The 21,037-nt window shown below is 73.7% G+C and carries 22 protein-coding genes; 11 read left to right on the top strand and 11 right to left on the bottom strand.

The window, feature by feature from the left end:
* Positions 1-254: 254 nt before the first annotated feature.
* The gene (locus ACIA8N_RS30120) at positions 255-881 is read right to left on the bottom strand and encodes a YigZ family protein (protein ID WP_365780821.1); all 627 of its coding nucleotides are present in this window, start codon (positions 879-881) and stop codon (positions 255-257) included.
* Between the two features lie 9 nt (positions 882-890).
* Positions 891-2,276 (bottom strand): helix-turn-helix domain-containing protein, encoded by a 1,386-nt coding sequence (locus tag ACIA8N_RS30115; protein WP_365780822.1) that lies wholly within the window; start codon positions 2,274-2,276, stop codon positions 891-893.
* A gap of 212 nt (positions 2,277-2,488) precedes the next feature.
* Between ACIA8N_RS30115 and ACIA8N_RS30110 the strand changes: the two genes are divergently transcribed.
* From ACIA8N_RS30110 to ACIA8N_RS30100, 3 genes are all read left to right on the top strand, one after another.
* Positions 2,489-3,967, top strand: a complete 1,479-nt coding sequence (locus ACIA8N_RS30110) for a long-chain fatty acid--CoA ligase (protein WP_365780823.1) — start codon at positions 2,489-2,491, stop codon at positions 3,965-3,967.
* Between the two features lie 30 nt (positions 3,968-3,997).
* Positions 3,998-5,479: a carboxylesterase family protein gene (locus tag ACIA8N_RS30105; RefSeq protein ID WP_365780824.1), complete on the top strand. Its 1,482-nt coding sequence runs from the start codon at positions 3,998-4,000 to the stop codon at positions 5,477-5,479.
* Positions 5,480-5,578: 99 nt separating this feature from the next.
* Complete coding sequence (locus ACIA8N_RS30100; RefSeq protein ID WP_365780825.1) at positions 5,579-6,019, top strand: CoA-binding protein; 441 nt, start codon at positions 5,579-5,581, stop codon at positions 6,017-6,019.
* A 46-nt stretch (positions 6,020-6,065) separates the two neighbouring features.
* On the opposite strand, the gene ACIA8N_RS30095 is transcribed toward ACIA8N_RS30100, so the two are convergent.
* A complete protein-coding gene (locus ACIA8N_RS30095) occupies positions 6,066-6,629 on the bottom strand; it encodes a YbaK/EbsC family protein (protein WP_365780826.1) in 564 nt (187 codons plus the stop codon).
* Between the two features lie 43 nt (positions 6,630-6,672).
* Positions 6,673-7,245 (bottom strand): XRE family transcriptional regulator, encoded by a 573-nt coding sequence (locus ACIA8N_RS30090; RefSeq protein ID WP_030209432.1) that lies wholly within the window; start codon positions 7,243-7,245, stop codon positions 6,673-6,675.
* Positions 7,246-7,349: 104 nt separating this feature from the next.
* On the opposite strand from ACIA8N_RS30090, the gene ACIA8N_RS30085 reads away from it, so the two are divergent.
* Complete coding sequence (locus ACIA8N_RS30085) at positions 7,350-8,213, top strand: DMT family transporter (RefSeq protein ID WP_365780828.1); 864 nt, start codon at positions 7,350-7,352, stop codon at positions 8,211-8,213.
* A 16-nt stretch (positions 8,214-8,229) separates the two neighbouring features.
* On the opposite strand, the gene ACIA8N_RS30080 is transcribed toward ACIA8N_RS30085, so the two are convergent.
* Positions 8,230-8,997: an acyltransferase gene (locus ACIA8N_RS30080; RefSeq protein ID WP_365780829.1), complete on the bottom strand. Its 768-nt coding sequence runs from the start codon at positions 8,995-8,997 to the stop codon at positions 8,230-8,232.
* 131 nt (positions 8,998-9,128) lie between these two features.
* Here ACIA8N_RS30080 and ACIA8N_RS30075 point away from each other — a divergent pair, with 131 nt between their 5' ends.
* Positions 9,129-9,656, top strand: a complete 528-nt coding sequence (locus ACIA8N_RS30075; protein ID WP_365780830.1) for a gamma carbonic anhydrase family protein — start codon at positions 9,129-9,131, stop codon at positions 9,654-9,656.
* A gap of 108 nt (positions 9,657-9,764) precedes the next feature.
* Here ACIA8N_RS30075 and ACIA8N_RS30070 read toward each other — a convergent pair whose 3' ends face one another.
* Together ACIA8N_RS30070 and ACIA8N_RS30065 are read right to left on the bottom strand one after the other, a co-directional pair.
* Positions 9,765-10,424 (bottom strand): DedA family protein, encoded by a 660-nt coding sequence (locus ACIA8N_RS30070; protein WP_365780831.1) that lies wholly within the window; start codon positions 10,422-10,424, stop codon positions 9,765-9,767.
* Positions 10,425-10,631: 207 nt separating this feature from the next.
* Positions 10,632-11,069: a DUF4442 domain-containing protein gene (locus tag ACIA8N_RS30065; protein WP_365780921.1), complete on the bottom strand. Its 438-nt coding sequence runs from the start codon at positions 11,067-11,069 to the stop codon at positions 10,632-10,634.
* A 122-nt stretch (positions 11,070-11,191) separates the two neighbouring features.
* On the opposite strand from ACIA8N_RS30065, the gene ACIA8N_RS30060 reads away from it, so the two are divergent.
* Complete coding sequence (locus ACIA8N_RS30060) at positions 11,192-12,307, top strand: hypothetical protein (RefSeq protein ID WP_365780832.1); 1,116 nt, start codon at positions 11,192-11,194, stop codon at positions 12,305-12,307.
* 122 nt (positions 12,308-12,429) lie between these two features.
* Positions 12,430-13,779 carry an MFS transporter gene (locus tag ACIA8N_RS30055; RefSeq protein WP_365780834.1) on the top strand — a complete coding sequence of 450 codons (1,350 nt, stop codon included), beginning with the start codon at positions 12,430-12,432 and terminating at the stop codon, positions 13,777-13,779.
* On the opposite strand, the gene ACIA8N_RS30050 is transcribed toward ACIA8N_RS30055, so the two are convergent.
* Together ACIA8N_RS30050 and ACIA8N_RS30045 are read right to left on the bottom strand one after the other, a co-directional pair.
* Positions 13,741-14,586 carry a fused MFS/spermidine synthase gene (locus ACIA8N_RS30050; RefSeq protein ID WP_365780835.1) on the bottom strand — a complete coding sequence of 282 codons (846 nt, stop codon included), beginning with the start codon at positions 14,584-14,586 and terminating at the stop codon, positions 13,741-13,743. The genes ACIA8N_RS30055 and ACIA8N_RS30050 overlap by 39 nt on opposite strands.
* 37 nt (positions 14,587-14,623) lie before the next feature.
* Positions 14,624-15,370, bottom strand: a complete 747-nt coding sequence (locus ACIA8N_RS30045; RefSeq protein ID WP_365780836.1) for a DNA alkylation repair protein — start codon at positions 15,368-15,370, stop codon at positions 14,624-14,626.
* 94 nt (positions 15,371-15,464) lie between these two features.
* On the opposite strand from ACIA8N_RS30045, the gene ACIA8N_RS30040 reads away from it, so the two are divergent.
* Together ACIA8N_RS30040 and ACIA8N_RS30035 are read left to right on the top strand one after the other, a co-directional pair.
* On the top strand, positions 15,465-16,229 hold the full coding sequence (locus tag ACIA8N_RS30040; RefSeq protein WP_365780837.1) for a TVP38/TMEM64 family protein: 765 nt from the start codon (positions 15,465-15,467) through the stop codon (positions 16,227-16,229).
* A 104-nt stretch (positions 16,230-16,333) separates the two neighbouring features.
* Positions 16,334-17,206, top strand: a complete 873-nt coding sequence (locus ACIA8N_RS30035; protein WP_365780838.1) for an undecaprenyl-diphosphate phosphatase — start codon at positions 16,334-16,336, stop codon at positions 17,204-17,206.
* A 62-nt stretch (positions 17,207-17,268) separates the two neighbouring features.
* Here ACIA8N_RS30035 and ACIA8N_RS30030 read toward each other — a convergent pair whose 3' ends face one another.
* Complete coding sequence (locus ACIA8N_RS30030; RefSeq protein ID WP_365780839.1) at positions 17,269-17,862, bottom strand: flavin reductase family protein; 594 nt, start codon at positions 17,860-17,862, stop codon at positions 17,269-17,271.
* 131 nt (positions 17,863-17,993) lie between these two features.
* On the opposite strand from ACIA8N_RS30030, the gene ACIA8N_RS30025 reads away from it, so the two are divergent.
* Positions 17,994-18,440, top strand: coding sequence for a nuclear transport factor 2 family protein (locus tag ACIA8N_RS30025; RefSeq protein WP_365780840.1), 447 nt, complete (start codon positions 17,994-17,996; stop codon positions 18,438-18,440).
* 90 nt (positions 18,441-18,530) lie between these two features.
* Positions 18,531-20,153, top strand: coding sequence for an apolipoprotein N-acyltransferase (gene lnt / locus ACIA8N_RS30020; protein ID WP_365780841.1), 1,623 nt, complete (start codon positions 18,531-18,533; stop codon positions 20,151-20,153).
* Here the strand turns inward: lnt and ACIA8N_RS30015 are convergent.
* The gene (locus ACIA8N_RS30015; RefSeq protein WP_365780842.1) at positions 20,098-21,003 is read right to left on the bottom strand and encodes a Gfo/Idh/MocA family oxidoreductase; all 906 of its coding nucleotides are present in this window, start codon (positions 21,001-21,003) and stop codon (positions 20,098-20,100) included. The two genes, lnt and ACIA8N_RS30015, sit on opposite strands and share 56 nt — an antisense overlap.
* Positions 21,004-21,037 lie beyond the last annotated feature (34 nt).

The raw sequence follows: 21,037 nt of genomic DNA, 5'->3' as shown, positions 1-21,037 counted from the left end.
CCGCCGGTTCCCGTCGTGTGCGGCCTCCACGCTATCCCGCCGGGGGCGTGGTCGGGGCCGTACGGGTTGCGCGCTCGGAGCGACGGGCGGGCCGAACGCGCCACGGGGGCCCGGGAGTACGGGCCGGGCGGCGGCGCCCGCGTCCGGGCCGGTCACGTGTCGGGCATCACGCACCTCACGCCTGGGCCGGGCCGCACGCGCCAGGGTTCGGGCGCCACGCGCCACGCTCACGTGTCACGGGTCGGGACCACTCGTCACGCGTCGCCGTACGCCTCGCCACCCAGTTCGAACGCGGCCGTGCCCGCCGTGGCGTCGGCCAGCCAGGCGCGGAAGGCCGGCACGTCCGAGTCCGGGAGGCCGATCTCGATCGTGACGGCGTCGGTGTACCGCACGTCACGGACGGCGCGGCCGGTCGCCCGCAGGTCGTTCTCCAGCTTGCCCGCCCGCTGGTGGTCGACGGTGACGGTGGCGAGCCGGAAGCGCTGCCGGGTCACCGTGCCGAGCGCGTCGAGCGCCTCGCCGACCACACCGCCGTACGCGCGGATGAGGCCGCCCGCGCCGAGCTTCACGCCGCCGTAGTAGCGGGTGACGACGGCGGCGACGTACCGCATCTCGCGGCGCAGCAGCATCTGCAGCATCGGGGCGCCCGCCGTGCCGCCGGGTTCGCCGTCGTCGCTCGCCCGCTGGACGGAGGCGTCGGCGCCGAGGACGTACGCGAAGCAGTTGTGTGTGGCGGTCGGGTGCTCCCGGCGGACGCGCGCGACGAACTCCTGCGCCTCCCGCTCGTCGGCGACGGGCGCGAGGGTACAGAGGAAGCGCGAGCGGTTGATCTCCGTCTCGTGCACACCCTCGCGGGCCGGCGTTCGGTACTGCTCCTGCATCCGGCCAGCCTACGTTCCCTCCGCCTCGCGCTCCCCGGCGGCCGGTTCCGCCGCGTTCGTGAGCCCGGCGTACGGGAGGGCGCGCAGGGCCAGGGCCCAGCCGAGGCGGGCCTCGCCCGACTCACTGGAGCGGCCGGTGAGCTCGGCGATGCGGCCGATGCGGTTGAGGACGGTGTTGCGGTGGCAGTAGAGCCGTTCGGCGGCCCGGGAGGCCGAGCAGCCGTGATCCAGCCAGACCCGGAGGGTGGTGAGGAGCGCGGCGCGTTCGCCGCCGGTCGCGAGCACAGGGCCGAGGTGGACGGTGACGATCCGCTCGGCGATGTCGGTGCGCCCGCTGAGCAGCACCTGCGCGAGCCGGTCGTCGAAGACGGCGACCTCGCCGCTGCCCGCGCGGAGGGTACGCAGGGTCTGTTCGGCGAGCCGCAGGGCGCGCCCCGCCTGGGAGAGGCGTTCGAACTCCGGGGAGATCCCGGCGGTGGCCCCGGTCCGCTCGCGCAGGGCGGCGAGCAGCGCCCGCGTGGCCTCGTCTCCCCGGCCGGGGGCCGCGGGCCGTCCGGCGGGCGCGTCGCGGCGGGGCAGCCGGACGATGCCGGCGTACCGGCCGGAGCGCGGCCGCCAGAACGACCACATGCCCTGGGCCTCCAGGACCGGCGAGGGGTGCGGCGGCGCGGCCGGGTCCTGGGCGGCGACCACGACGACGTACCGGTCGACCGCGGGGACGCCGAGCGCGGCGGCGGCGGCCGAGGCGACGGCGGGGTCGTCGGCGCGGCCGTCGAGCAGCGCCTCGAAGAGGGCGACGCGCCGGGTGTCCTGGCGGCTCTGGAGTTCCAGCTGGGCGATCCGGTACGCGTCGGCCATCGCGACCGAGTAGCGGTCGATGGTCTCCCACACGCCGCTCGCCATGTCGAGTTCGACGTCCCGGCTGTCGGACTCCCGCCCGGCCCGCACCCGGAGGTGCTCGGCCATGACCTGCCAGAGCACCCGGCCGCCGCGCCGGTAGGCCTGCAGCACGGTGTCGAGCGGCACGCCCTGCTCGGCGCGGCGGCGGCCGGTCTCGCGGGCGGCCCACTCGAAGTCGCCGCCGGTCGCCTCCAGGCCGCCGAAGTCCTCCAGGGCGCGCAGCAGGTTGTCGCGGCAGATCTCCCAGAGGTCCTCGCGGGTGACGGGGGCGCCGGAGGCGTACGTACCGGAGTGGGCGCGGATGTCGTCGACGGCGCGGTCGGTGAGCCGGTCGATGTCGGCGAGCATCGTCGTGGCGAGGGAGCGGCGGAGCGCGCCGGCGCCCGCGCCGCTCAGGGGGGTGTGGGTCCTGCCGCCCGCCGCGCTCCTTGAGGTGGCGCTCGCGCCGGAGCGCGCCCCCGCGGGCTGACCGGGCGCCGCCGGGTGGTGCGTCATGGCCGGCCCTCCGGGTGGTGCGTCATGGCTGGCACGGTAGCGCCGGATTTTGGCGAATGCCACGGGACGGAGGGACGGGCGGGGCCGCTGCCCACCTCGGCGGGCCACATGGTGGGCGTCTGCACATGGCATCCGGGCGGTGCCGCGACGGATTCTGTGCCGTGTCACCGATCGTCAACAGAGCTGTTGACTCCGCGTCCCTGGAGCGTGCCATGTCACTGAGCGTCGCCGGCGTCCTTGGCGAGTCCGCCCGCCACTTCCCCGACCGGATCGCGGTCGTGGAGGGCGGCACCCGGCTCACCTACGGGGAGCTGTGGGCGGAGGCGCTCCGCTGTGCCGCGGGGCTGCGCGAGGCGGGGGTGAAGCCGGGCGACCGGCTGGCCGTCCTGCTGCCGAACACGATCGAGTTCCTGCGCGTGTACTACGGGGCGCTTGCGGCCGGTGCGACCGTCGTCCCCGTCCACGCCCTGCTCGTCGCCGACGAGGTGCGGTACGTCCTGGAGCACAGCGGCGCGGTCGGGATCGTGAGCGGCGGTCCGCTGTGGGCGGTCGCCGACGAGGCTGCCGGGGCGGCCGGGGTGCGGGCGTTCCAGGGGGCGCCTGCGGCGCGGGAGCCGCTGGCCGCGGCCGAGCCGGCCGAGCCCTCGGACACCGCGGTGATCCTCTACACGAGCGGGACGACGGGCCGCCCGAAGGGCGCCCTGCTCACCCATCTCAACATCGTCATGAACGCCTCCGTGACCTCGCAGGACCTGCTCGGGCTCGGCGCGGGCGACGTGGTCCTCGGCTGTCTGCCGCTCTTCCACAGCTACGGCCAGACCTGCGCCATGAACGGGACGCTCCGCCAGGGGGCGACGCTGGTCCTGATGCCCCGGTTCAGCGGACCCGCGGCCCTCCGGGTGCTCGCCGACGAGGGCGTCACCGTCTTCATGGGGGTGCCGACGATGTACCACGCCCTGGTGGAGGCGGCAGCGGGCTCGGACGTGCGTCCGGCGGCCCTGCGCGCCGCCGTGTCGGGCGGGGCGGCGCTCCCGGTCGCGGTCCTGGAGCGCTTCGAGGAGGCGTTCGACACCCAGGTCCTGGAGGGGTACGGCCTGACGGAGACCTCGCCGGTCGCCACGTTCAACCAGCCGCACCTGGGCCGCAGGCCGGGGACGGTCGGGCATCCGGTCTGGGGCGTCGAGGTGGGCGTCGCCGACGCGGCCGTCGACCGCCGGGTCGTGCTGCTCGCGGACGGCGAGGTGGGCGAGGTCGTGGTGCGCGGGCACAACGTCTTCGCCGGGTACCTGGACGACCCGGAGGCGACGGCGGCCGCGGTCGTGGACGGCTGGTTCCGCACCGGTGACCTGGGCGTACGGGACGAGGACGGCTTCCTGCGGATCGTCGACCGGAAGAAGGACCTGGTCATCCGGGGCGGCTTCAACATCTACCCGCGCGAGGTGGAGGAGGTGCTGGTGCGTCACCCCTCGGTCTCGGAGGTCGCCGTGATCGGCGTCCCCGACGACGCGAAGGGCGAGGAGGTGTGCGCGGTGGTGGTACGCCGGGAGGGCGCCGCCCCGCTCTCCGCGGAGGAGCTCGTGGACTGGTCACGGGAGCGCCTCGGCCGCCACAAGTACCCGCGGCTCGTGCGCTTCGTCGAGGAACTGCCGCTGGGCCCGACGGGCAAGGTCCTGAAGCGGGCGCTGGTCTGAAGCGACGACGGGTCGGGAGGGACGGAAGCGATGGCTGAGCAGGTTCCCGAGGTCGGCACCCGGTCAGGGGTGCTACGGGGTGTCCTGGAGGACGGCGTGGCCGCCTTCCTCGGAGTGCCGTACGCGCAGGCGCCGGTGGGCCCGCTGCGGTTCAGGGCGCCGGAACCGGCCGGGCCGTGGGACGGGGTGCGGGAGGCCGGGGCCTTCGGCCCGACGGCGCCGAAGCGCCCGTACGCCCCGCCGCTCGACGCGCTCCTCCCGGACCCGGACATCGCGGGCGACGCCTGCCTGAACCTGAACGTGTGGGCACCGTGGGCGGGTTCGGCGCCGCTCGCGCCGGAACCGGCGGAGGGCGGGCGGCCGGTCATGGTCTGGATCCACGGCGGATCGCTGATCCACGGCTCCTCGGCGGTCCCGGTCTACGACGGCACCGCCTTCGCCCGGGACGGGGTGGTCCTCGTCTCGGTCAACTACCGGCTCGGAGTGGAGGGCTTCGGGGTCTTCCCCGACGCCCCCGCGAACCTCGGCCTCCGCGACCAGATCGCCGCGCTGACCTGGGTACGGGAGAACATCACGGCCTTCGGCGGGGACCCGGACCGGGTGACCGTGTTCGGTGAGTCGGCGGGCGCGATCTCGGTCGCCGCGCTGCTCGCCTCGCCGCTCGCGCAGGGCCTGTTCCGGCGGGCGGTGGTGCAGAGCGGCGCCCCGATCGCCCGGCCGCTCGCCGAGGCCCGCCGGACCACGGAGGCGGTCGCCGCGCGGCTGAAGGTGCCGGCCACGGCGGAGGCGTTCGCGCACGTGGAGCGGGAACGGCTGCTCGCGGCGCAGACGGAGGTGACCGGCAAGGGCTCGCCCCTGACCGGCGGGCACGCGTTCCAGATCGTCGTGGACGGTGAGGTGGTGCCGCGCGATCCGGCGGAGGCGCTCGCGGACGGGGCATCGGCAGGGGTGGATCTCCTGATGGGCACCACCACGGAGGAGTACCGGCTGTGGTTCGTGCCGGGCGGGGCCGTCGACCGGGTGGGCCCGCTGCTCCAGCGGATCCTGCTGTGGAAGACGAAGGTGCCGGCCCGGACGGCCCGGGTGTACCGGGCCGGCCGCCCGTCGGAGAAGCCGGGCGAGGTCCTGGGCGCGCTCGCCACGGACAAGCTGCTGCGGATCCCGCTGAACAGGCTCGCGGACGCCCGCCTGGGCTCCGGCGCGCCGGGCGGTACGTATCTGTACGAGTTCGCCTGGCGCTCCCCGGTCCTCGGCCTCGGCGCCTGTCACGCGCTGGAACTCGGCTTCGTCTTCGACACGCTCGACCTGCCGGAGACCCGTGCCCTGACGGGTCCGGACGCGCCCCGTGAACTGGCGGCGGCGATGCACGCGGCCTGGGTGGCCTTCGCGAGGACGGGCGAGCCGGGCTGGCGCCGGTGGGACCCGGCCCGCCCGGTGATGACCTTCGGCCCGGACGTCCCGTCCCTGGTGGAGGGCCCGCGGGAGGCCGAACGGCGGGCGTGGGACGGCTGAGCTTCCGGGCGGCCTCGCGCACGGGAATCACGCCATGGGGTGGCTGGTTGACGCGAAGGACAAGGAGCGGGACCGCGCCGAGGAGAGGCAGCAGCAGAGATGAGCGTCGACACCACGACCACCGAAGCGACCGGGTACTCCGCGTCCGAGACGGTACGAAGGATCCTGACGTCCACGGGCGACACCTGGGCGGTGGTCGGGCTCTCCTCGAACCAGGCGCGGGCCGCGTACGCGGTGGCGGCCGTCCTCCAGCGCCACGGCAAGCGGATCGTCCCGGTCCACCCGAAGGCGGAGACGGTCCACGGCGAGCCGGGTTACGCCTCCCTGGCCGACATCCCCTTCCCGGTCGACGTCGTCGACGTGTTCGTCAACAGCGAGCAGGCGGGCGGGATCGCCGACGAGGCCGTCGCGATCGGCGCCAAGGCGGTCTGGTTCCAGCTGGACGTGATCGACGACGCGGCCTTCGCCCGTACCCGTGAGGCCGGCCTGGACATGGTCATGGACCGCTGCCCCGCCATCGAGTTCCCGCGGCTGGGCTGACGCCGGCGCGGTGAGTACGTACGCCTCACGCCGTACCGCACCGCGCTCAGCCGACGGGGACGCCCAGCCCTTCGAGGACGACCGCGCCCGGGAGCTGGGCGAAGGCCTTGCCCGGCAGGATCAGCTTGCCCCGGCGACGGCCGCTGCCGACCAGGACCCACTCGGTGTCCACCACGGCGGCGTCCACGAGGAGCGGCCAGGCGGCGGGCAGGCCGACAGGGGTGATGCCGCCGTACTCCATGCCGGTCCCGCCGGTCGCGGTGTCCATCGGCGCGAACGAGGCCTTGCGGGCGCCGAGGTGCTTGCGTACGACCCCGTTGACGTCGACCCGGGTCGCCGACTTCACGACGCACGCGGCCAGGGTCGTCGTCTCGCCCCGCCTGCCCGCGACGACCACGCAGTTGGCGGACTCGTCGAGCAGCGCGGGCCCGTAGTGCTCCACGAAGACGGCGGTGTCCGCGATGGCCGGGTCGGTGTCCACGTACAGCAGCCGGTCGGCCGGGACGGGCCCGGTCCAGGCGCGGACGGCGGAGGCGACGGGGCCGGTCAGCAGGTCGAGGCAGTCGGGGGCGGGCCTGGCGTCGTCGAAGTCTCCGATGGGTGCGCGCATGGCGGCACGGTAACAACCGCCGTACGGCCCGCGGCGGCTCGTCTCAGCGTACGGGCGGGATGGAGACCGCCATGGTCATCTCGACCGGCTCGGCTCCGTCGTTGCGGTACGCGTGCGCCTTGTGGGCCTCGAAGACGGCGGAGCTGCCGGCGGGCAGCGGGTGCTCCTCCCCGTCCACGACGAGGGTGAGCTCGCCCGAGGTGACGTGCAGAAGCTCGACCGTGCCCTCCGGGTGCGGGTCGGAGGCGCTGCCGTCGCCCGGCATGAGGGTCCACGCCCAGAGCTCCAGGGGACCTCGGGCCTCGGTGCCGACGAGGAGCGTGGTGTGGCTGCCGGTGGAGGTGGACCACATGCGGACGGCCTGCTCGGGCGGGACGAGACGGACCTGGGGGCCCTGCTCGTAGTCGAGGAGGGTCGTGATGGAGACGCCGAGGGCGTCGGCCAGCTTCACGGTCGTGCCGACGCTGGGGTTCGTCCGGGCCTGCTCGATCTGGATGATCATGCCGCGGCTGACTCCGGCCCGGGCTGCGAGCGCGTCCAGGGTGAGGCCCCGTTCCTTGCGCCAGCGCTTCAGGTTCCGGGCGAGCGACTGCGTGAGCTGATCGAGGTCCGACACATTCCGTCCAATATTTTGCATGACAGAGTTCAGGATAGTGAACTACGGTGAGGCGTACCCGAATGTTCACTGCACTGTACTGCCGTCCCTGACTGCGAGGCCCCATGACCGTGCTCTTCGCCCTGGCCACCAGCGTGCTGTGGGGCTTCGCCGACTTCGGCGGCGGGCTCCTCACGCGCCGGATACCGGCCCTGACGGTCGTCGTGGTCTCCCAGATCCTCGCGGTCCTCGTCCTCGGCGCCGTCGTCCTCGCGACCAGCGCGTGGACCGAGGCGGGACCGGAACTCTGGTACGCGGTCGGTGCGGGCGTGGTCGGCCCGGCCGCCATGCTCGCCTTCTACAAGGCGCTCGCGCTCGGCCCCATGGGCGTCGTCTCCCCGCTCGGCTCGCTCGGCGTCGTCGTCCCGGTGTCGGTCGGCCTCCTCGTCGGCGACCGGCCGGGGCTGCTCCAGTTCGCCGGGATCGCGGTGGCGATCGTCGGCGTGCTCCTCGCCGGCGGACCGGAGCTGCGCGGGGCGCCCGTGCAGCGGCAGGCGGTGCTCCTGACCGTCGTCGCGGCCTTCGGCTTCGGCTCGGTGATGGCGCTCATCGCCGAGGCCTCCACCACGATCACCGGCCTGTTCCTCGCCCTCTTCGTCCAGCGGGTCACCAACGTCCTGGTGGGCGGCGGAGCCCTGTACGCCTCGGTGCGGCGCGGCGGCCGCGCCCTCCCCGAGGGCGGCCCCCAGGTCGTCCGTGCGGCGCTCCCGGCCCTCGCCTTCGTCGGCCTCGCCGACGTGGCGGCCAACGGCACGTACGCGATCGCGGCCCAGCAGGGCCCGGTCACCGTCGCCGCCGTACTGGCCAGCCTCTACCCGGTGGTGACGGCCCTCGCGGCCCGCGGCTTCCTCAAGGAACGCCTCCGCGCGATCCAGGCCGCGGGCGCGGGCCTCGCCCTGGTGGGCACGGTCCTGCTCGCCACTGGTTAGGACCGCGTCCCGGCGCTCAGGAAGGCACGGCCTCGGCGCTGCCGGCGCGGCCGGCCTCCCAGGCCGCGAGGGCCGCGAGCTGCGCGGCGGTGACGTGCTCCGGGATGGGGACGGGGGCCGGGGTCCGCAGCGGCGGCTGCCAGCCCTTCTCCGGGTCCCAGCCGCGGACGACCTTCGCGGGGGCGCCCGCCACGACCGAGTGGTCCGGCACCTCGCCGCGTACCACCGCGCCCGCCGCGACCACCACGTTCCGGCCGAGCCTCGCGCCGGGAAGGATCACGGCGCCGGTGCCCAGCCAGCAGCCGGGGCCGATGGTGACCGGCTCCGAGCGGGGCCACTGGCGGCCCACCGGCTCGTCCGGGTCGTCGTAGCTGTGATTGGTCGAGGTGATGTAGACGTACGGGCCGCAGTACGTGTCCGAGCCGATGGTCACCCTGGCGTCGGCGATCACGTGGCTGCCCCGGCCGAGGACGACCCCGTCACCGAGCGTCAGAACGGTGTCCGGCCCCAGGTCGAGGCCCGGCAGCATCCCCGCCGTCAGCGTGACCTGCTCGGCGACGATGCAGCACTCGCCGATCTCGATCCACCGCTCGCCGAAGACCGTGCCCTGCGGGAAGGCGAGCCGGGTGCCCGCGCCGAGACGGCGGAAGCGCAGCCTGCCGGGGTGCTCGGCGGTGACGGACCCGGTCTCCTGCACCCAGCGCCAGCCGCCCTGCACGGCACGGGCGAGGACCCGGCGCCGCCAGGCGGCGAGGGATGAGAACGTGTTTCTGTTCCTGGGCACCCGGACACCGTAGTCGGCGCCGTCGTGCCTGATCGGTGCGGTGCGCTGTGATGTCCGTCATGGACGCGGCATAGGGTGCGGCCGGGGGGATCCCCGGGCGCGACACGACGGCTGACGATCAGGAGCGAACCATGACAGAGGCGTTGATCAAGGGTGTGGGCGGCAAGGAGCCGCGGATCGATCCGACCGCCTTCACCGCCCCGACCTCCGTGGTCCTCGGCGAGGTGACGCTCGGCGCCCGTGCAAGCGTCTGGTACCACACGGTGCTGCGCGCGGACTGCGGTCCCATCGCGGTCGGCGAGGACTCCAACATCCAGGACAACAGCACGGTCCACGTCGACCCCGGCTTCCCCGTCTCGATCGGGGCCCGCGTGACCGTCGGTCACAACGCGACCGTGCACGGCTGCGTCATCGAGGACGACGTCCTCGTCGGCATGGGGGCGACCGTCCTCAACGGGGCGCGGATCGGCGCCGGGTCGCTCGTCGCCGCGCAGGCGCTGGTCCCGCAGGGGATGGAGATCCCGCCGGGCTCGCTCGTCGCGGGCGTCCCGGCGAAGGTACGCCGCCCGCTGACCGAGGAGGAGCGGGCGGGCATCAAGCTCAACGCCGAGATGTACCTGCTGCTCGCCAAGGGCCACGCCGAGGCCTTCACGGACTGACCGGCCTTCGAGGACCGACAGGCCTTCACGGACCGACGGCCGGACGCGTACGCGGAGAAGGGCGGCACCCCCAGGAGGGTGCCGCCCTTCTTCCCGTACGCAGGGGGCTCAGTCCGCGACCGCGACCGGCTCCCGCTCCGGCTCGGGCACGTCGGCCCGCTCCGCCGCGGCCTTCTTGGCACGGTTCCTGATGATCAGCATGGAGGCGAGACCGATCAGGACGGCGAGGACCAGGCCGAGCCACGAGAAGCGCTTCAGCCACGCCTCGGCGACGATCCCGACCGAGTAGATGACGGCCGTCGTGCCGCCGGCCCACAGGATGCCGCCGAAGACGTTGGCGATGAGGAACTTCCAGTACGGCATGTGCAGCACGCCCGCGAGCGGCCCGGCGAAGATGCGGAGCAGGGCGATGAAACGGCCGAAGAAGACCGCCCACATGCCCCACTTCTCGAAGGACCTCTCGGCGAGGCCGATGTTCGCCTCGCTGAAGTGCTTGGGGAACTTCCTGCCCAGCCAGGCGAGCAGCGGCCGGCCGCCCTTGCGGCCGATCGCGTAGCCGATCGAGTCGCCGATGATCGCGCCGGCGGTGGCGCAGCCGCCGAGCACCCACGGGTTGATGTCACCGTGCTGCGAGGCGAGCAGCGCCGAACTCACGAGCACGATCTCGCCGGGGAGCGGGATGCCCAGGCTCTCCAGCCCGATCACCACTCCCACGAGAACGTAGACGGCGACCGCCGGGATCGTCTCCAGCCACTCCTGGACGTGCAACGCGGCTTCCTCCCGTTTCGACTGCGATGCCGCGCGGGCTCCTGGTCGGGGGCCGTGACGCGCGGGCGCGCACCGCGGCGGGCACGCCGGGGCAGCCTACCCGCTCGGAGGGAACGCGCCCCGCCGCCGGCCGCCCGGGAGCACGGCCGCCCCCGCACCTTCGGGAGGTCCTCCAGGAGGTGCGGGGGCGGCCGTGGCGTCCGAGGCTCAGCTGTTCGGGCGCAGGGTCCAGACGACGGTCATCTCGCCGGTCACGGCGCCGTCCTCGCGGGTGATGTCGATCCGCACGGGGAACTCCGGCCGCTCCCCGGCGTCGAGTTCGGCGACGATCTCGGCGGCCGGGCGGCCGAGCGTGGCGGTGGCCGTGACGACGCCCATGGCGAGCTTCTTGTAGCCGATCTCGGCCTTGACGGCGAGGGGTACGGCGCGGCTCAGCTGGTCGCCGAAGGCGGCGAGCACGATGGCGCCGCTGGCGGACTCGGCGAGCGTGAACATCGCTCCGGCGTGGGGGCCGCCGAGGTGGTTGTGGTAGGCGGTCTGGTCCGGCAGGCGCACGACGGCGCGCTCGGCGGTGGTCTCCAGGAACTCCAGGTTCAGGGTTCCGGCCATGGGCACCGTGGCGGCGAGCATCTCGCCGACGGTCATCTGGTCTGCGCTCATGGACCGCGATGTTACCCATCAGTAGCCGAGGTTGGCCATCCCCCGGGCGTCCGCGGTCCGGGGGCGGGCGTGGTCGAGCCGCCTCCGCACCTCTATGGTTACTGGCCATGTGGCCAGGACAGCAGCCGCCCGGGGGCGAGCAGAACCCGCAGGACCAGAGTCAGAATCCCTACCAGCAGTCGGGGTACCAGCAGCCGAACCCGTATCAGCAGCCGCCGGCCCAGCCCGGGTACCCGCAGCCGCCGACGCAGCCCGGCTACCCGCAGCAGCCGCCCACGCAGCCGGGCTATCCCCAGCAGGGGTACGCCCAGCAGCCCGGTTACGGCCAGCCGAACCCGTACCAGCAGCCGACCATGCCGCAGCAGTACGCGGTGCCGGGCCCGGGGCAGCCCGGCGGCCCCGACGGCGGGAAGAAGAAGCAGACGACCCTCGTGGCGATCGTCGCCGCGGTCGCCGTGGTCGTCGCGGCGGGCGTCACCGGCTATCTGGTGCTCGGCGGGGACGACGACGAGAAGCCGCTCGCCGACGGCAAGAAGCCGACGGGATCCGCCTCGGCGCCGGCGACGCCGACGACGGACCCGAGCAGCTCCCCGTCGCTCGCCAACCCGCGCGACGGCGCGGCCCAGCAGCCGACGATCCCCGGCTGGAAGGTCGTCCACAACCCGAAGTACGGCACCCTCTTCGACGTACCGCCGGAGTGGGAGGTGCTGAAGCCCGGCACGATCACCTTCTTCGAGGACGAGAAGAAGAACGACGGCAGCGCCCTCGTGACGATGTCGGGGCCGACGCGCCTCAAGAGCGAGTGGTGCACCTACGACACCGACAAGAACGGCACCCCGGAGACCTGGGGCCTGGCCACCGCCGGCACCAAGGGCGGCCAGGGCGCCAAGGACACCGCGTCCGCCGCGCGCGGCGAGGCGGGTACCTGGGTGTGGGGCGGCTACGCGCAGCACATGCCGCAGAGCACCATCAAGATCTCCAAGCCCGTGCCTTACACGACGAAGTCCGGCCTCACCGGGAGCATGGCGACCGCCACGGCGCCCGGCGTGAAGAAGCGCAACAAGTGCGAGTCGGACGGCAAGTCGATCGCCTTCACCTTCAAGAACAACGCCGGCGACTTCTCGACCTTCGTGCTCTACGGGGCCGACGGCGTGGCCGACGAGCTGCCGGACGCCACCATCCGTCAGATCCTCTCCACGGTCCGCCTCGTACCGAAGTCCTGACGGCCCGGAGGGGGCGGGCCGGCCCCGGCCCGCCCCCTCCGCCACCGCCTCGTCCGGCCGCATGATCAGATCGTCCGGATATCGGTTTGGCATCCGGGCGGGCCGACAGGGATAGTCCCGGGGTGACCAGATCCGCCGCCGCCCCCCGCATCCCGCTCGGTTCCCGCCGCCCCGAATGGGCCGGACGCAACTACGTCCTCCTCACCGCCGCCACGGTCGTGACCAACCTCGGCACGCACGGCGCGCTGATCGCCACGACCTGGGCCGTCTTCGAGGCCGGGGGCGACGCGGGCGACGTCGGGCTCGTGGCCATGGCGCGCTTCCTGCCGCTCGTGCTCTTCCTGCTGATCGGCGGCGCCCTGGCCGACCGGGTGCCCCGGCACCGGGTGATGGTCGCCGCCAACACGCTCAACTGCGTCTCGCAGGCCGCGTTCGCCGCCCTAGTCCTCGCCGGAGAGCCCCGCATCTGGCAGATGATGGTGCTCACCGCGCTCTGCGGCACCGGGCAGGCCTTCTTCAACCCGGCGGCCGAGGGCATGCTGATGGCCAGCGTCAGCGGCGAGCAGGCGAGCCGCGCCTTCGCCTTCTACCGGATGGCCATGCACGGTGCGACCATCGGCGGCGCCGCCCTCGGCGGCGCCCTCGTGGCCTTCGTCGGGCCGGGCTGGGTGCTCCTGATCGACGCGGTCGCCTTCGCCGTCGCGGGAGGGATGCGCGCCTTCCTCGACGTCGGCGGCATCCCCGAACGCGGTCCCGGCGGCGGTCTGTTCGCCGATCTTCGGGAGGGTTGGCACGAGTTCGTCGGCCGGCCCTGGCTGTGGTCGATCGTCGCCCAGTTCTCCGTGGTGGTCGGCCTGATCGGGGCGGTCGAGTCGGTGTACGGACCGCTGGTCGCCCGGGCCGAGCTGGGAGGCGCGCGCCCCTGGGGCATCGCGCTCGCCGCGTACGGCGTGGGAACGCTCGCGGGCGCCGTCCTGATGACCCGGTGGAAGCCGCGCCGGATGCTGTTCGTCGGCACCCTGTTCGTGTTCCCGATCGCACTGCCGTCGGCCGCGCTCGCCGTACCCCTCGACGCGGTGGGGCTCACGGCCGCGATGTTCGTGAGCGGGGTGGCCATCGAGGTCTTCGGCGTCTCGTGGATGACGGCCCTGCACCAGGAGATCCCGGAGGAGAAGCTGTCCCGGGTCTCTGCCTACGACTGGTTCGGCTCGACGGCCCTGCTGCCGCTGACGACGGCGCTCGCGGGCCCCGCGGAGAGCGCGTTCGGCCGGAGCGAGGCGCTGTGGGGCGCGGCGGCGCTCATGGTGCTCGTCACCGCCCTCGTCCTGCTGGTCCCGGACGTACGGAATCTGACCCGGCGCACGCACACGAAGGAGATCGCGGGCGGCGCGGACCTGGCGCCCGTACCGGCGGCGACCGCACCCGGCCCGGCCTCAGCCGATGCCGAAGGCGCCGTCCGGCGGAACGGGTGAGGGGACGGCCCCGGCGTCGATGACCGGTTCCGCGTTCCCGGTGAACCGGTCGAGCGCCTCCCCGTGCTCCACGCGCGCGGGGAAGGCGTCCGCCGCGGCCCGTCGCGCGAGGTGGGCGGTGTCGATCTCGCGGCCGGAGGCGACCAGGACGGCGTTCCCGAAGCGACGGCCGCGCAGTACGGCCGGTTCGGCGACCAGCGCCAGTTCGGGGAAGACCGTCGCGAAGGTGGCGAGCTGGGAGCGGAGGAAGGCGAAGGGAGCCCCGTCGGCCAGGTTGGCGGCGTAGATCCCGTCGGGCCGCAGGACGCGCCGGACCTCGCGCGCGTACTCCACGGAGGTGAGGTGGGCGGGCACGCGCGAGCCGCCGAAGACGTCGCCGACGACGAGATCGGCCGAGGCGTCGGGTGCCGCCTCCAGCCATCGCCGGGCGTCCGCGGCGTGCACGGTGATCCCCGAGCCGTCGGGCAGCGGCAGGTGCTCCGCGACCAGGGCGAGCAGCCCGCGGTCCGCCTCGACCACGTCCTGGCGCGAGCCGGGCCGGGTGACGGCGACGTACCGGGGCAGGGAGAGCGCTCCGCCGCCCAGGTGCAGGACGTCCAGCGGTTCGCCGTCGTCGTCCGCGCCGTCGACGACGTGGGCGAGCCGGCGCGCGTACTCGAACTCCAGGTACGCCGGGTCGTCGAGGTCGACGTACGACTGGGGCGCGCCGTCGACCGTCAGGAGCCAGGCCCGCTCCCGGTCCACGTCGGGCATGAGGCGCGCGGTGCCCTGGTCGACCTCGCGGAGGACGGGAATGTGCTCGTTCACGTGCTCATTGTGCCGGGGGCGGGGGTACGGAGCGGACTCAGAGGTGTTTGAGGGCCTCGCGGACCGAGAGCGGCGAGAGGCGGCCCGTGTTCGCGGCGACGAAGGCGCGTACCTCTCCGGGGGCGGTCCTGGCGTACTCGCGCAGGGCCCAGCCGATGGCCTTGCGGAGGAAGAAGTCGGTGTCGGGAGCGCGGCGCAGGCAGTGGGCGAAGAGCCGGTCGGCGTCCGTGGCCTCCTTGAATCGGAGCTGGTGGAGGAGCGCGGTGCGGGTCACCCACAGGTCCTCGTCCTCGATCCACCGGTCCATCTCGTCGCCGAGGGAGGGGTCGGCCGCGACGAGGCCGCCGACGACATGGACGGCGAGGTGGTCGACGGTGTCCCACCACGAGACGGTGGTGACGAGCCGGCGGGCGACGGGCAGGAAGCCGGAGGAGCAGCGCCGCACATGGCGGCGGAGGTAGTCGACGGCGAAGTAGTGGTACTCGCGCTCGGGCAGGTCGAAGCAGCGCAGGGCGATGGCGGCGCAGTCGGCCTCGGTGGGCGGCGGGGTGCCGTCCAGGACGGTACGGGAGAGGGCGCGGCGCTCCGGGGTGCGTACGCCGAGGAAGGGGGCGACGCCCTTCATGTACGCGACCATCTCCTGGGCGCGGAAGGGGTTCCCCGCGGCCGGGTAGACCGTGGTGAGCCGCTCCAGGACGGTGTCGGCGAGGGCGCTGTCGGGGACGGTGCGGTCGGGGACGGACCCGTGAAGGGGGCAGCCGCCCGGCCGTACGACGTCGTTCAAGGACCCTCCCGATGCGGGGCGCTCCTGGATCCGGCCCCGGCGGACATGACGCACATTACGGCGATCATACGGACGCGTCCGTTACTCTCCCCGAATGCTCGCTCCCGCGCCCCGGCCGCCGGGCTCCCTCGCCTTGCGCTGCTCCCGGGCCCTGCTCGCGCCGCGCGCGCGGCTCTCGCTCCTCGCGCTCCTGCTGCTCACGGCGGCGGCCCTCGTCCTCCTCTACGAGCCGCAGCGGCTGCTCTCGTCCGGCTGGCCGCCGCAGACGGGCGGCGCCGGGGCGGTCCTGCTCTTCGGTCTCGCGTACGGGGTGTGCACGGCGGCGTTCGTACCGCGGCCGGTGCTCAATCTTGCTGCGGGCGCGCTGTTCGGTTCCGCCGCCGGCCTGACGGCGGCGGTGGCGGGGACGGTCCTGGGCGCCGGGATCGCCTTCACCCTCGGCCGGTATCTGGGGCAGGACGCGCTGCGGCCGCTGCTGCGGGGGCGCTGGCTGACGGCGGCGGACGGGCAGCTGAGCCGGCACGGGTTCCGTTCGATGCTGGCGATCCGGCTGTTCCCCGGGGTGCCGTTCGCCGCGGCCAACTACTGCGCCGCGGTCTCCCGGATGGGGTACGCGCCGTTCCTCCTGGCGACGGCGCTCGGCTCGGTGCCCAACACGGCGGCGTACGTCGTGGCGGGCGCCCAGGCCGGTTCGCCGGGCTCGCCGGCCTTCCTCTTCTCGGCCGGGTTCATCGTCCTGTCGGGCCTGGCCGCGGCGGTGGTGGCCTGGCGCAAACGACACGGCCTGCGGGCCCAGGCTCCCACCGTGGAGAAGGCACCGGACACCACGCCGGAGCCGGAGCCGGTGGGCACCCCCTAGGGCGGGTCCCGTGGGAGGCCTGAGGACGGGCCCGTCATCTTGGGACGGTACGCTGCGCACGATCTTCTGACCGCACACGTACATAACGGGACGGCCCTAGCCCCATGAGTTGGTTTGAATCGTTCATCCTCGGACTCGTCCAGGGGCTGACGGAGTTCCTTCCCATCTCCTCCAGCGCGCATCTCCGTCTCACGGCGGCGTTCGCCGGCTGGGAAGACCCGGGTGCGGCCTTCACCGCGATCACCCAGATCGGCACGGAGACCGCGGTCCTGATCTACTTCCGCAAGGACATCGCCCGGATCGTCTCGGCGTGGTTCCGGTCCCTCACCGACAAGTCGATGCGGTCCGACCACGACGCCCAGATGGGCTGGCTGGTGATCGTCGGCTCGATCCCGATCGGTGTCCTCGGCATCACGCTCAAGGACCAGATCGAGGGCCCGTTCCGCGACCTGCGGCTGATCGCCACGACGCTGATCGTGATGGGTGTCGTCCTCGGCATCGCGGACCGGCTGGCCGCGCGCGACGAGATCGGCGGCCGTCACCGGTCGGTCCGCGTCCGCAAGACGCTCAAGGACCTCGGCGTGAAGGACGGCCTGATCTTCGGCGTCTGCCAGGCGATGGCCCTGATCCCCGGTGTCTCCCGCTCGGGCGCGACGATCTCCGGCGGTCTGCTCATGGGCTACACCCGCGAGGCGGCCGCGCGGTACTCCTTCCTCCTCGCCATCCCGGCGGTGCTCGCCTCGGGCGCGTACGAGCTGAAGGACGCGGGCGAGGGGCACGTCTCCTGGGGCCCGACGGTCTTCGCCACGATCATCGCCTTCATCGTCGGCTACGCGGTGATCGCCTGGTTCATGAAGTTCATCACCACGAAGTCGTTCATGCCGTTCGTGATCTACCGCATCCTGCTGGGCATCCTGCTGTTCATCCTGGTCGGCACGGACGTACTGAGCCCTCACGCGGGCGAGTCCGGGCACTGACGCACGCACAGGACGTAGGGCGAAGGGCGGGCCGGAACCTCCGGTCCGCCCTTCGCCATGCGTCAGCCCTGGTAGGGCACGCGGGCGATCTCCTTGATGCCGCCCAGGGTGCCCCACTCGTTCTTGCCGAGCCGGGTCAGCGGTCGCATCAGCGCCATCTCGGGGTGGCCCTCGACCAGGACGGACTCGTCGACGGCGGCGTGCACGACGCGGCCGAAGACGACCGTCGAGTCGCCGATCCGCAGCGTGCTGTGCAGCTCGCACTCGAGCGCCACCGGCGACTGCGCCACCCGCGGCGGCTTCACCCGCAGGCTCGGCTCGCGCTCGACGCCGCAGGCGTCGAACTCGCTCACCCCGCGCGGGAAGTCGGTCGCCGTCGCGTTGATCTGCTCGAAGAGTCCCTCGGGGGCGAGGTTGACCACGAACTCGCCCGTCTCCTCGACGTTCCGCAGCGAGTCCTTGCGTCCGACGGACGTGAACTGCACGACCGGGGGCGAGACCGAGGCGATGGTGAAGAAGGAGTGCGGGGCGAGGTTGTCCGTCCCGTCCGCCGACGACGTGGAGACCCAGGCGATCGGCCGGGGTACGACGGTGGCGGTGAGCAGCCGGTAGAAGGAGGTGCGGTCGCTCAGTTCGGGATCGATGTTCAGGCGCATGACCGCCAGTATGACCGCGTCGCCGGAACTCTCCCCGCGCACGTCTCTCGGCCGACTCCCCGGGTGCGCCCCCGAACTCCGCCTGCGCACACCCCTTGGCCCATGACCTGGCCTGCCCCGACACTGATCCGATGACGCAGCGCGTGGACCTCGCGACCGTGATGGACCGACTCGCCGTCGACGACCTGGTCACCGGGTACGCGGCGGCCGTGGACGACGCCGACTGGGCCGCCTACCTGGCTCTGTTCGCCCCGGAGGGCCGGGCCGACTACCGGGGCTCGGGCGGCGTCGAGGGCCCGGCCGCCGAGGTGGCCGACTGGCTCGCCGAGACGATGACTCTCTTCCCCGTACGCCAGCACCTCATCGTGAACCGGCGGGTCCTCTTCCGGGAGCGGGAGGGGTACCCGGAACCGGGCGACACGGCGGACGTACGCGCCGACTACGTCAACCCGATGCGGTTCGCCTCCGGCGAGGACTTCGTCTGCGGGGGCCGGTACGCGTTCGGGGCCGTGCGGACCGCCGAGGGCTGGCGCCTGCGTTCGGTCGTCGTCGACGAACGGTGGCGGCGGCACCCATGAGACGGCGTACGGGCCCGGGCCCGTACGGCCCGCCGGGCCGCGCCGTGGGCCGGCACGCCCGACACTGAAGGCGAGGGCGGGAGGCATGCCATGCGGAGGGCGTTCGCGAGACGGGAGCGGACCCGGGCCGAGGCCGGGGGCCCCGGCCGGGACCGGGGTGCGCTGCGGCGCGGCGCCGTCCGTTCGCTGCTCGCCGTCTGCTGCGGGGCCGTGCCCGCGCTGTCCTTCCCCGCACCGGGCCTGTGGTGGTGGGCGTATCTGGCGCTCGTCCCCTGGCTGATCCTGCTGCGTACGGCTCCCGGGCCGCGCCGCGCCGCTCTGGACGGCTGGCTGGGCGGCATCGGTTTCGTGCTCGCCGTGCACCACTGGCTGCTGCCCAGCCTGCATGTGTTCCTGCTGCCGGTGGCCGCGCTGCTCGGCCTGCTGTGGCTGCCCTGGGGGTGGCTCGTACGGTCACTGCTCGGTGGTGCGCCGCCGTCGCCGTCCCGGGCCGCCGCGGCCCTCCTCGCCATCCCCTCCGGCTGGCTCCTCATCGAGTCGGTCCGTTCCTGGGAGGGGCTCGGCGGCCCGTGGGGGCTGCTCGGGGCGAGCCAGTGGGAGGTTCCGGCGGCGCTGCGGCTCGCCTCGGTCGGCGGGGTCTGGCTGGTGAGTCTGCTCGTGGTCGCGGCGAACACGGCCGTGGTCCTGCTGGTGGCGGTACCGGGACTCCGGACCGTCGGCGTGGCCGGGATCGCGGCCTGCGCGCTCGTGGCGGGCACAGCGGCCTGGGGCGTCGGGGCGCCGGACGAGCGGGGGACCGTGCGCGTGGCGCTCGTCCAGCCGGGGGTGTTCGGCGGGCCCGACGGGCCCCAGCGGCGCTTCGACACGGCCGAGCGGCTGACCCGCTCGCTCGCCGGGCAGCGCCTCGACCTGGTGGTCTGGGGCGAGAGCGGCGTGGGCGTCGACCCGGCGGGCCGACCCGAAGTCGCGTCCCGGCTCACCGCTCTGGCCCGGGCGGTCGACGCGCCGCTCCTGGTGAACGTGGACGCGCGCCGGAGCGACCGCCCCGGCATCTACAAGAGCGCCGTCCTCGTCGGTCCCGCCGGACTCACGGGTGACCGCTACGACAAGATGCGGCTCGTGCCGTTCGGCGAGTACGTCCCCGCGCGCGACCTGCTCGGCTGGGTGACGTCCGTCGGCAAGGCGGCCCAGGAGGACCGGCGGCGGGGTACGGCGCCGGTCGTGATGACGTTGCCCGACACCGGCCGGGACGGCGGCCGGGAGCTGCGGGTCGGACCGCTGATCTGCTTCGAGTCCGCCTTCCCCGACATGAGCCGGCGCCTCGTCAGGGACGGTGCCGGGCTCGTCGTGGTGCAGTCGGCGACGAGCACCTTCCAGGAGAGCTGGGCGCCGGCCCAGCACGCGTCCCTCGCCGCGCTGCGGGCGGCGGAGACGGGCCGGCCCGTCGTGCACGCGACGCTCACCGGGGTCAGTGCGGCTTACGGCCCCGACGGGCGCCGAATCGGGCCCGTCCTCGGCACGGACGCGAGCGCCGTCGCCGTCCGCGAGCTGCCGCTCTCCGCGACGACGACGGCCTATGTCCGCTGGGGCGACTGGCCGCTGTACGCGGCGCTCGCGGTGGTGGGCCTGGTGTGCGCCGCCGAGGGCGCGGGAGCCCTCAGGAGGCCTGGGCAAGCGCCTCGCGGACCACGCGCTCGCACAGTTCGTGGGTGAGCAGGGCGTCGCGGGCGCTGAGCAGCCGCCCGTCGCGTACGGCGTCGAGGAAGACGAGCACGGCCTGTTCGATCCCACGCTGGCGGGCCACCGGCACCCAGTCACCGCGGCGGCGCAGGGTGGGCTGGCCCTTGTGGTCGACGACGTCGGAGAGGTTGAGGACCTGGCGCTTGGTGTCCTGCCCCGACACCTCGAGGATCTCCTCGGTGGAACCGTTCATCCGGTTCATCATGCCGATGGCGGTGAAGCCGTCGCCGGAGAGCTGGAGCACGACGTGGTGCATGAGTCCGTCGCGGATCCTGGCCCGTACGTCGACGTGGTCGACCTCGCCGGGGAGCAGGAACCGCAGGGTGTCCACGACGTGGATGAAGTCGTCGAGGACGAGCGTGCGGGGGTCCTCGGGCAGGCCCACGCGGTTCTTCTGCAGGACGATCAGGTCACGCGGGTGCTCGACGCACTGGGCGTAGGAGGGCGCGAGGCGCCGGTTGAAGCCGACGGCGAGGCTGACGGCACGCTTCTCGGCGAGTTCCACGAGCCGCTCGGAGTCGGCGTACTCGTACGCGAGGGGCTTGTCGACGTACGTGGGGACGCCCGCTTCGAGGAGACGGCCGACGATCTCGGCGTGGACGGAGGTCGGCGCGTGGACGAAGGCCGCGTCGAGCCCGGCGGCGAGCAGCGAGTCGAGGTCGGCGTGGCGCTGCGCGGCCGGCAGGTGGAGGGTGTCGGCGACCCGGTCGAGGGTGGCGGCGGTGCGGGTCTGGAGGTGCAGTTCGACCCCGGGGAGGGTGGCGAGGACGGGGAGGTACGCCTTCTGCGCGATGTCGCCGAGTCCGATGCAGCCAACCTTCACGGGGTCTCCCTTGTCGTGTCCGCGCGCCCTGGTC

It is taken from the genome of Streptomyces sp. NPDC051822 (assembly GCF_044452745.1).
Classification (GTDB): domain Bacteria; phylum Actinomycetota; class Actinomycetes; order Streptomycetales; family Streptomycetaceae; genus Streptomyces.
Note: the sequence above shows the minus strand (reverse complement) of the source record. Positions and strands in the feature narration are given on the sequence as shown.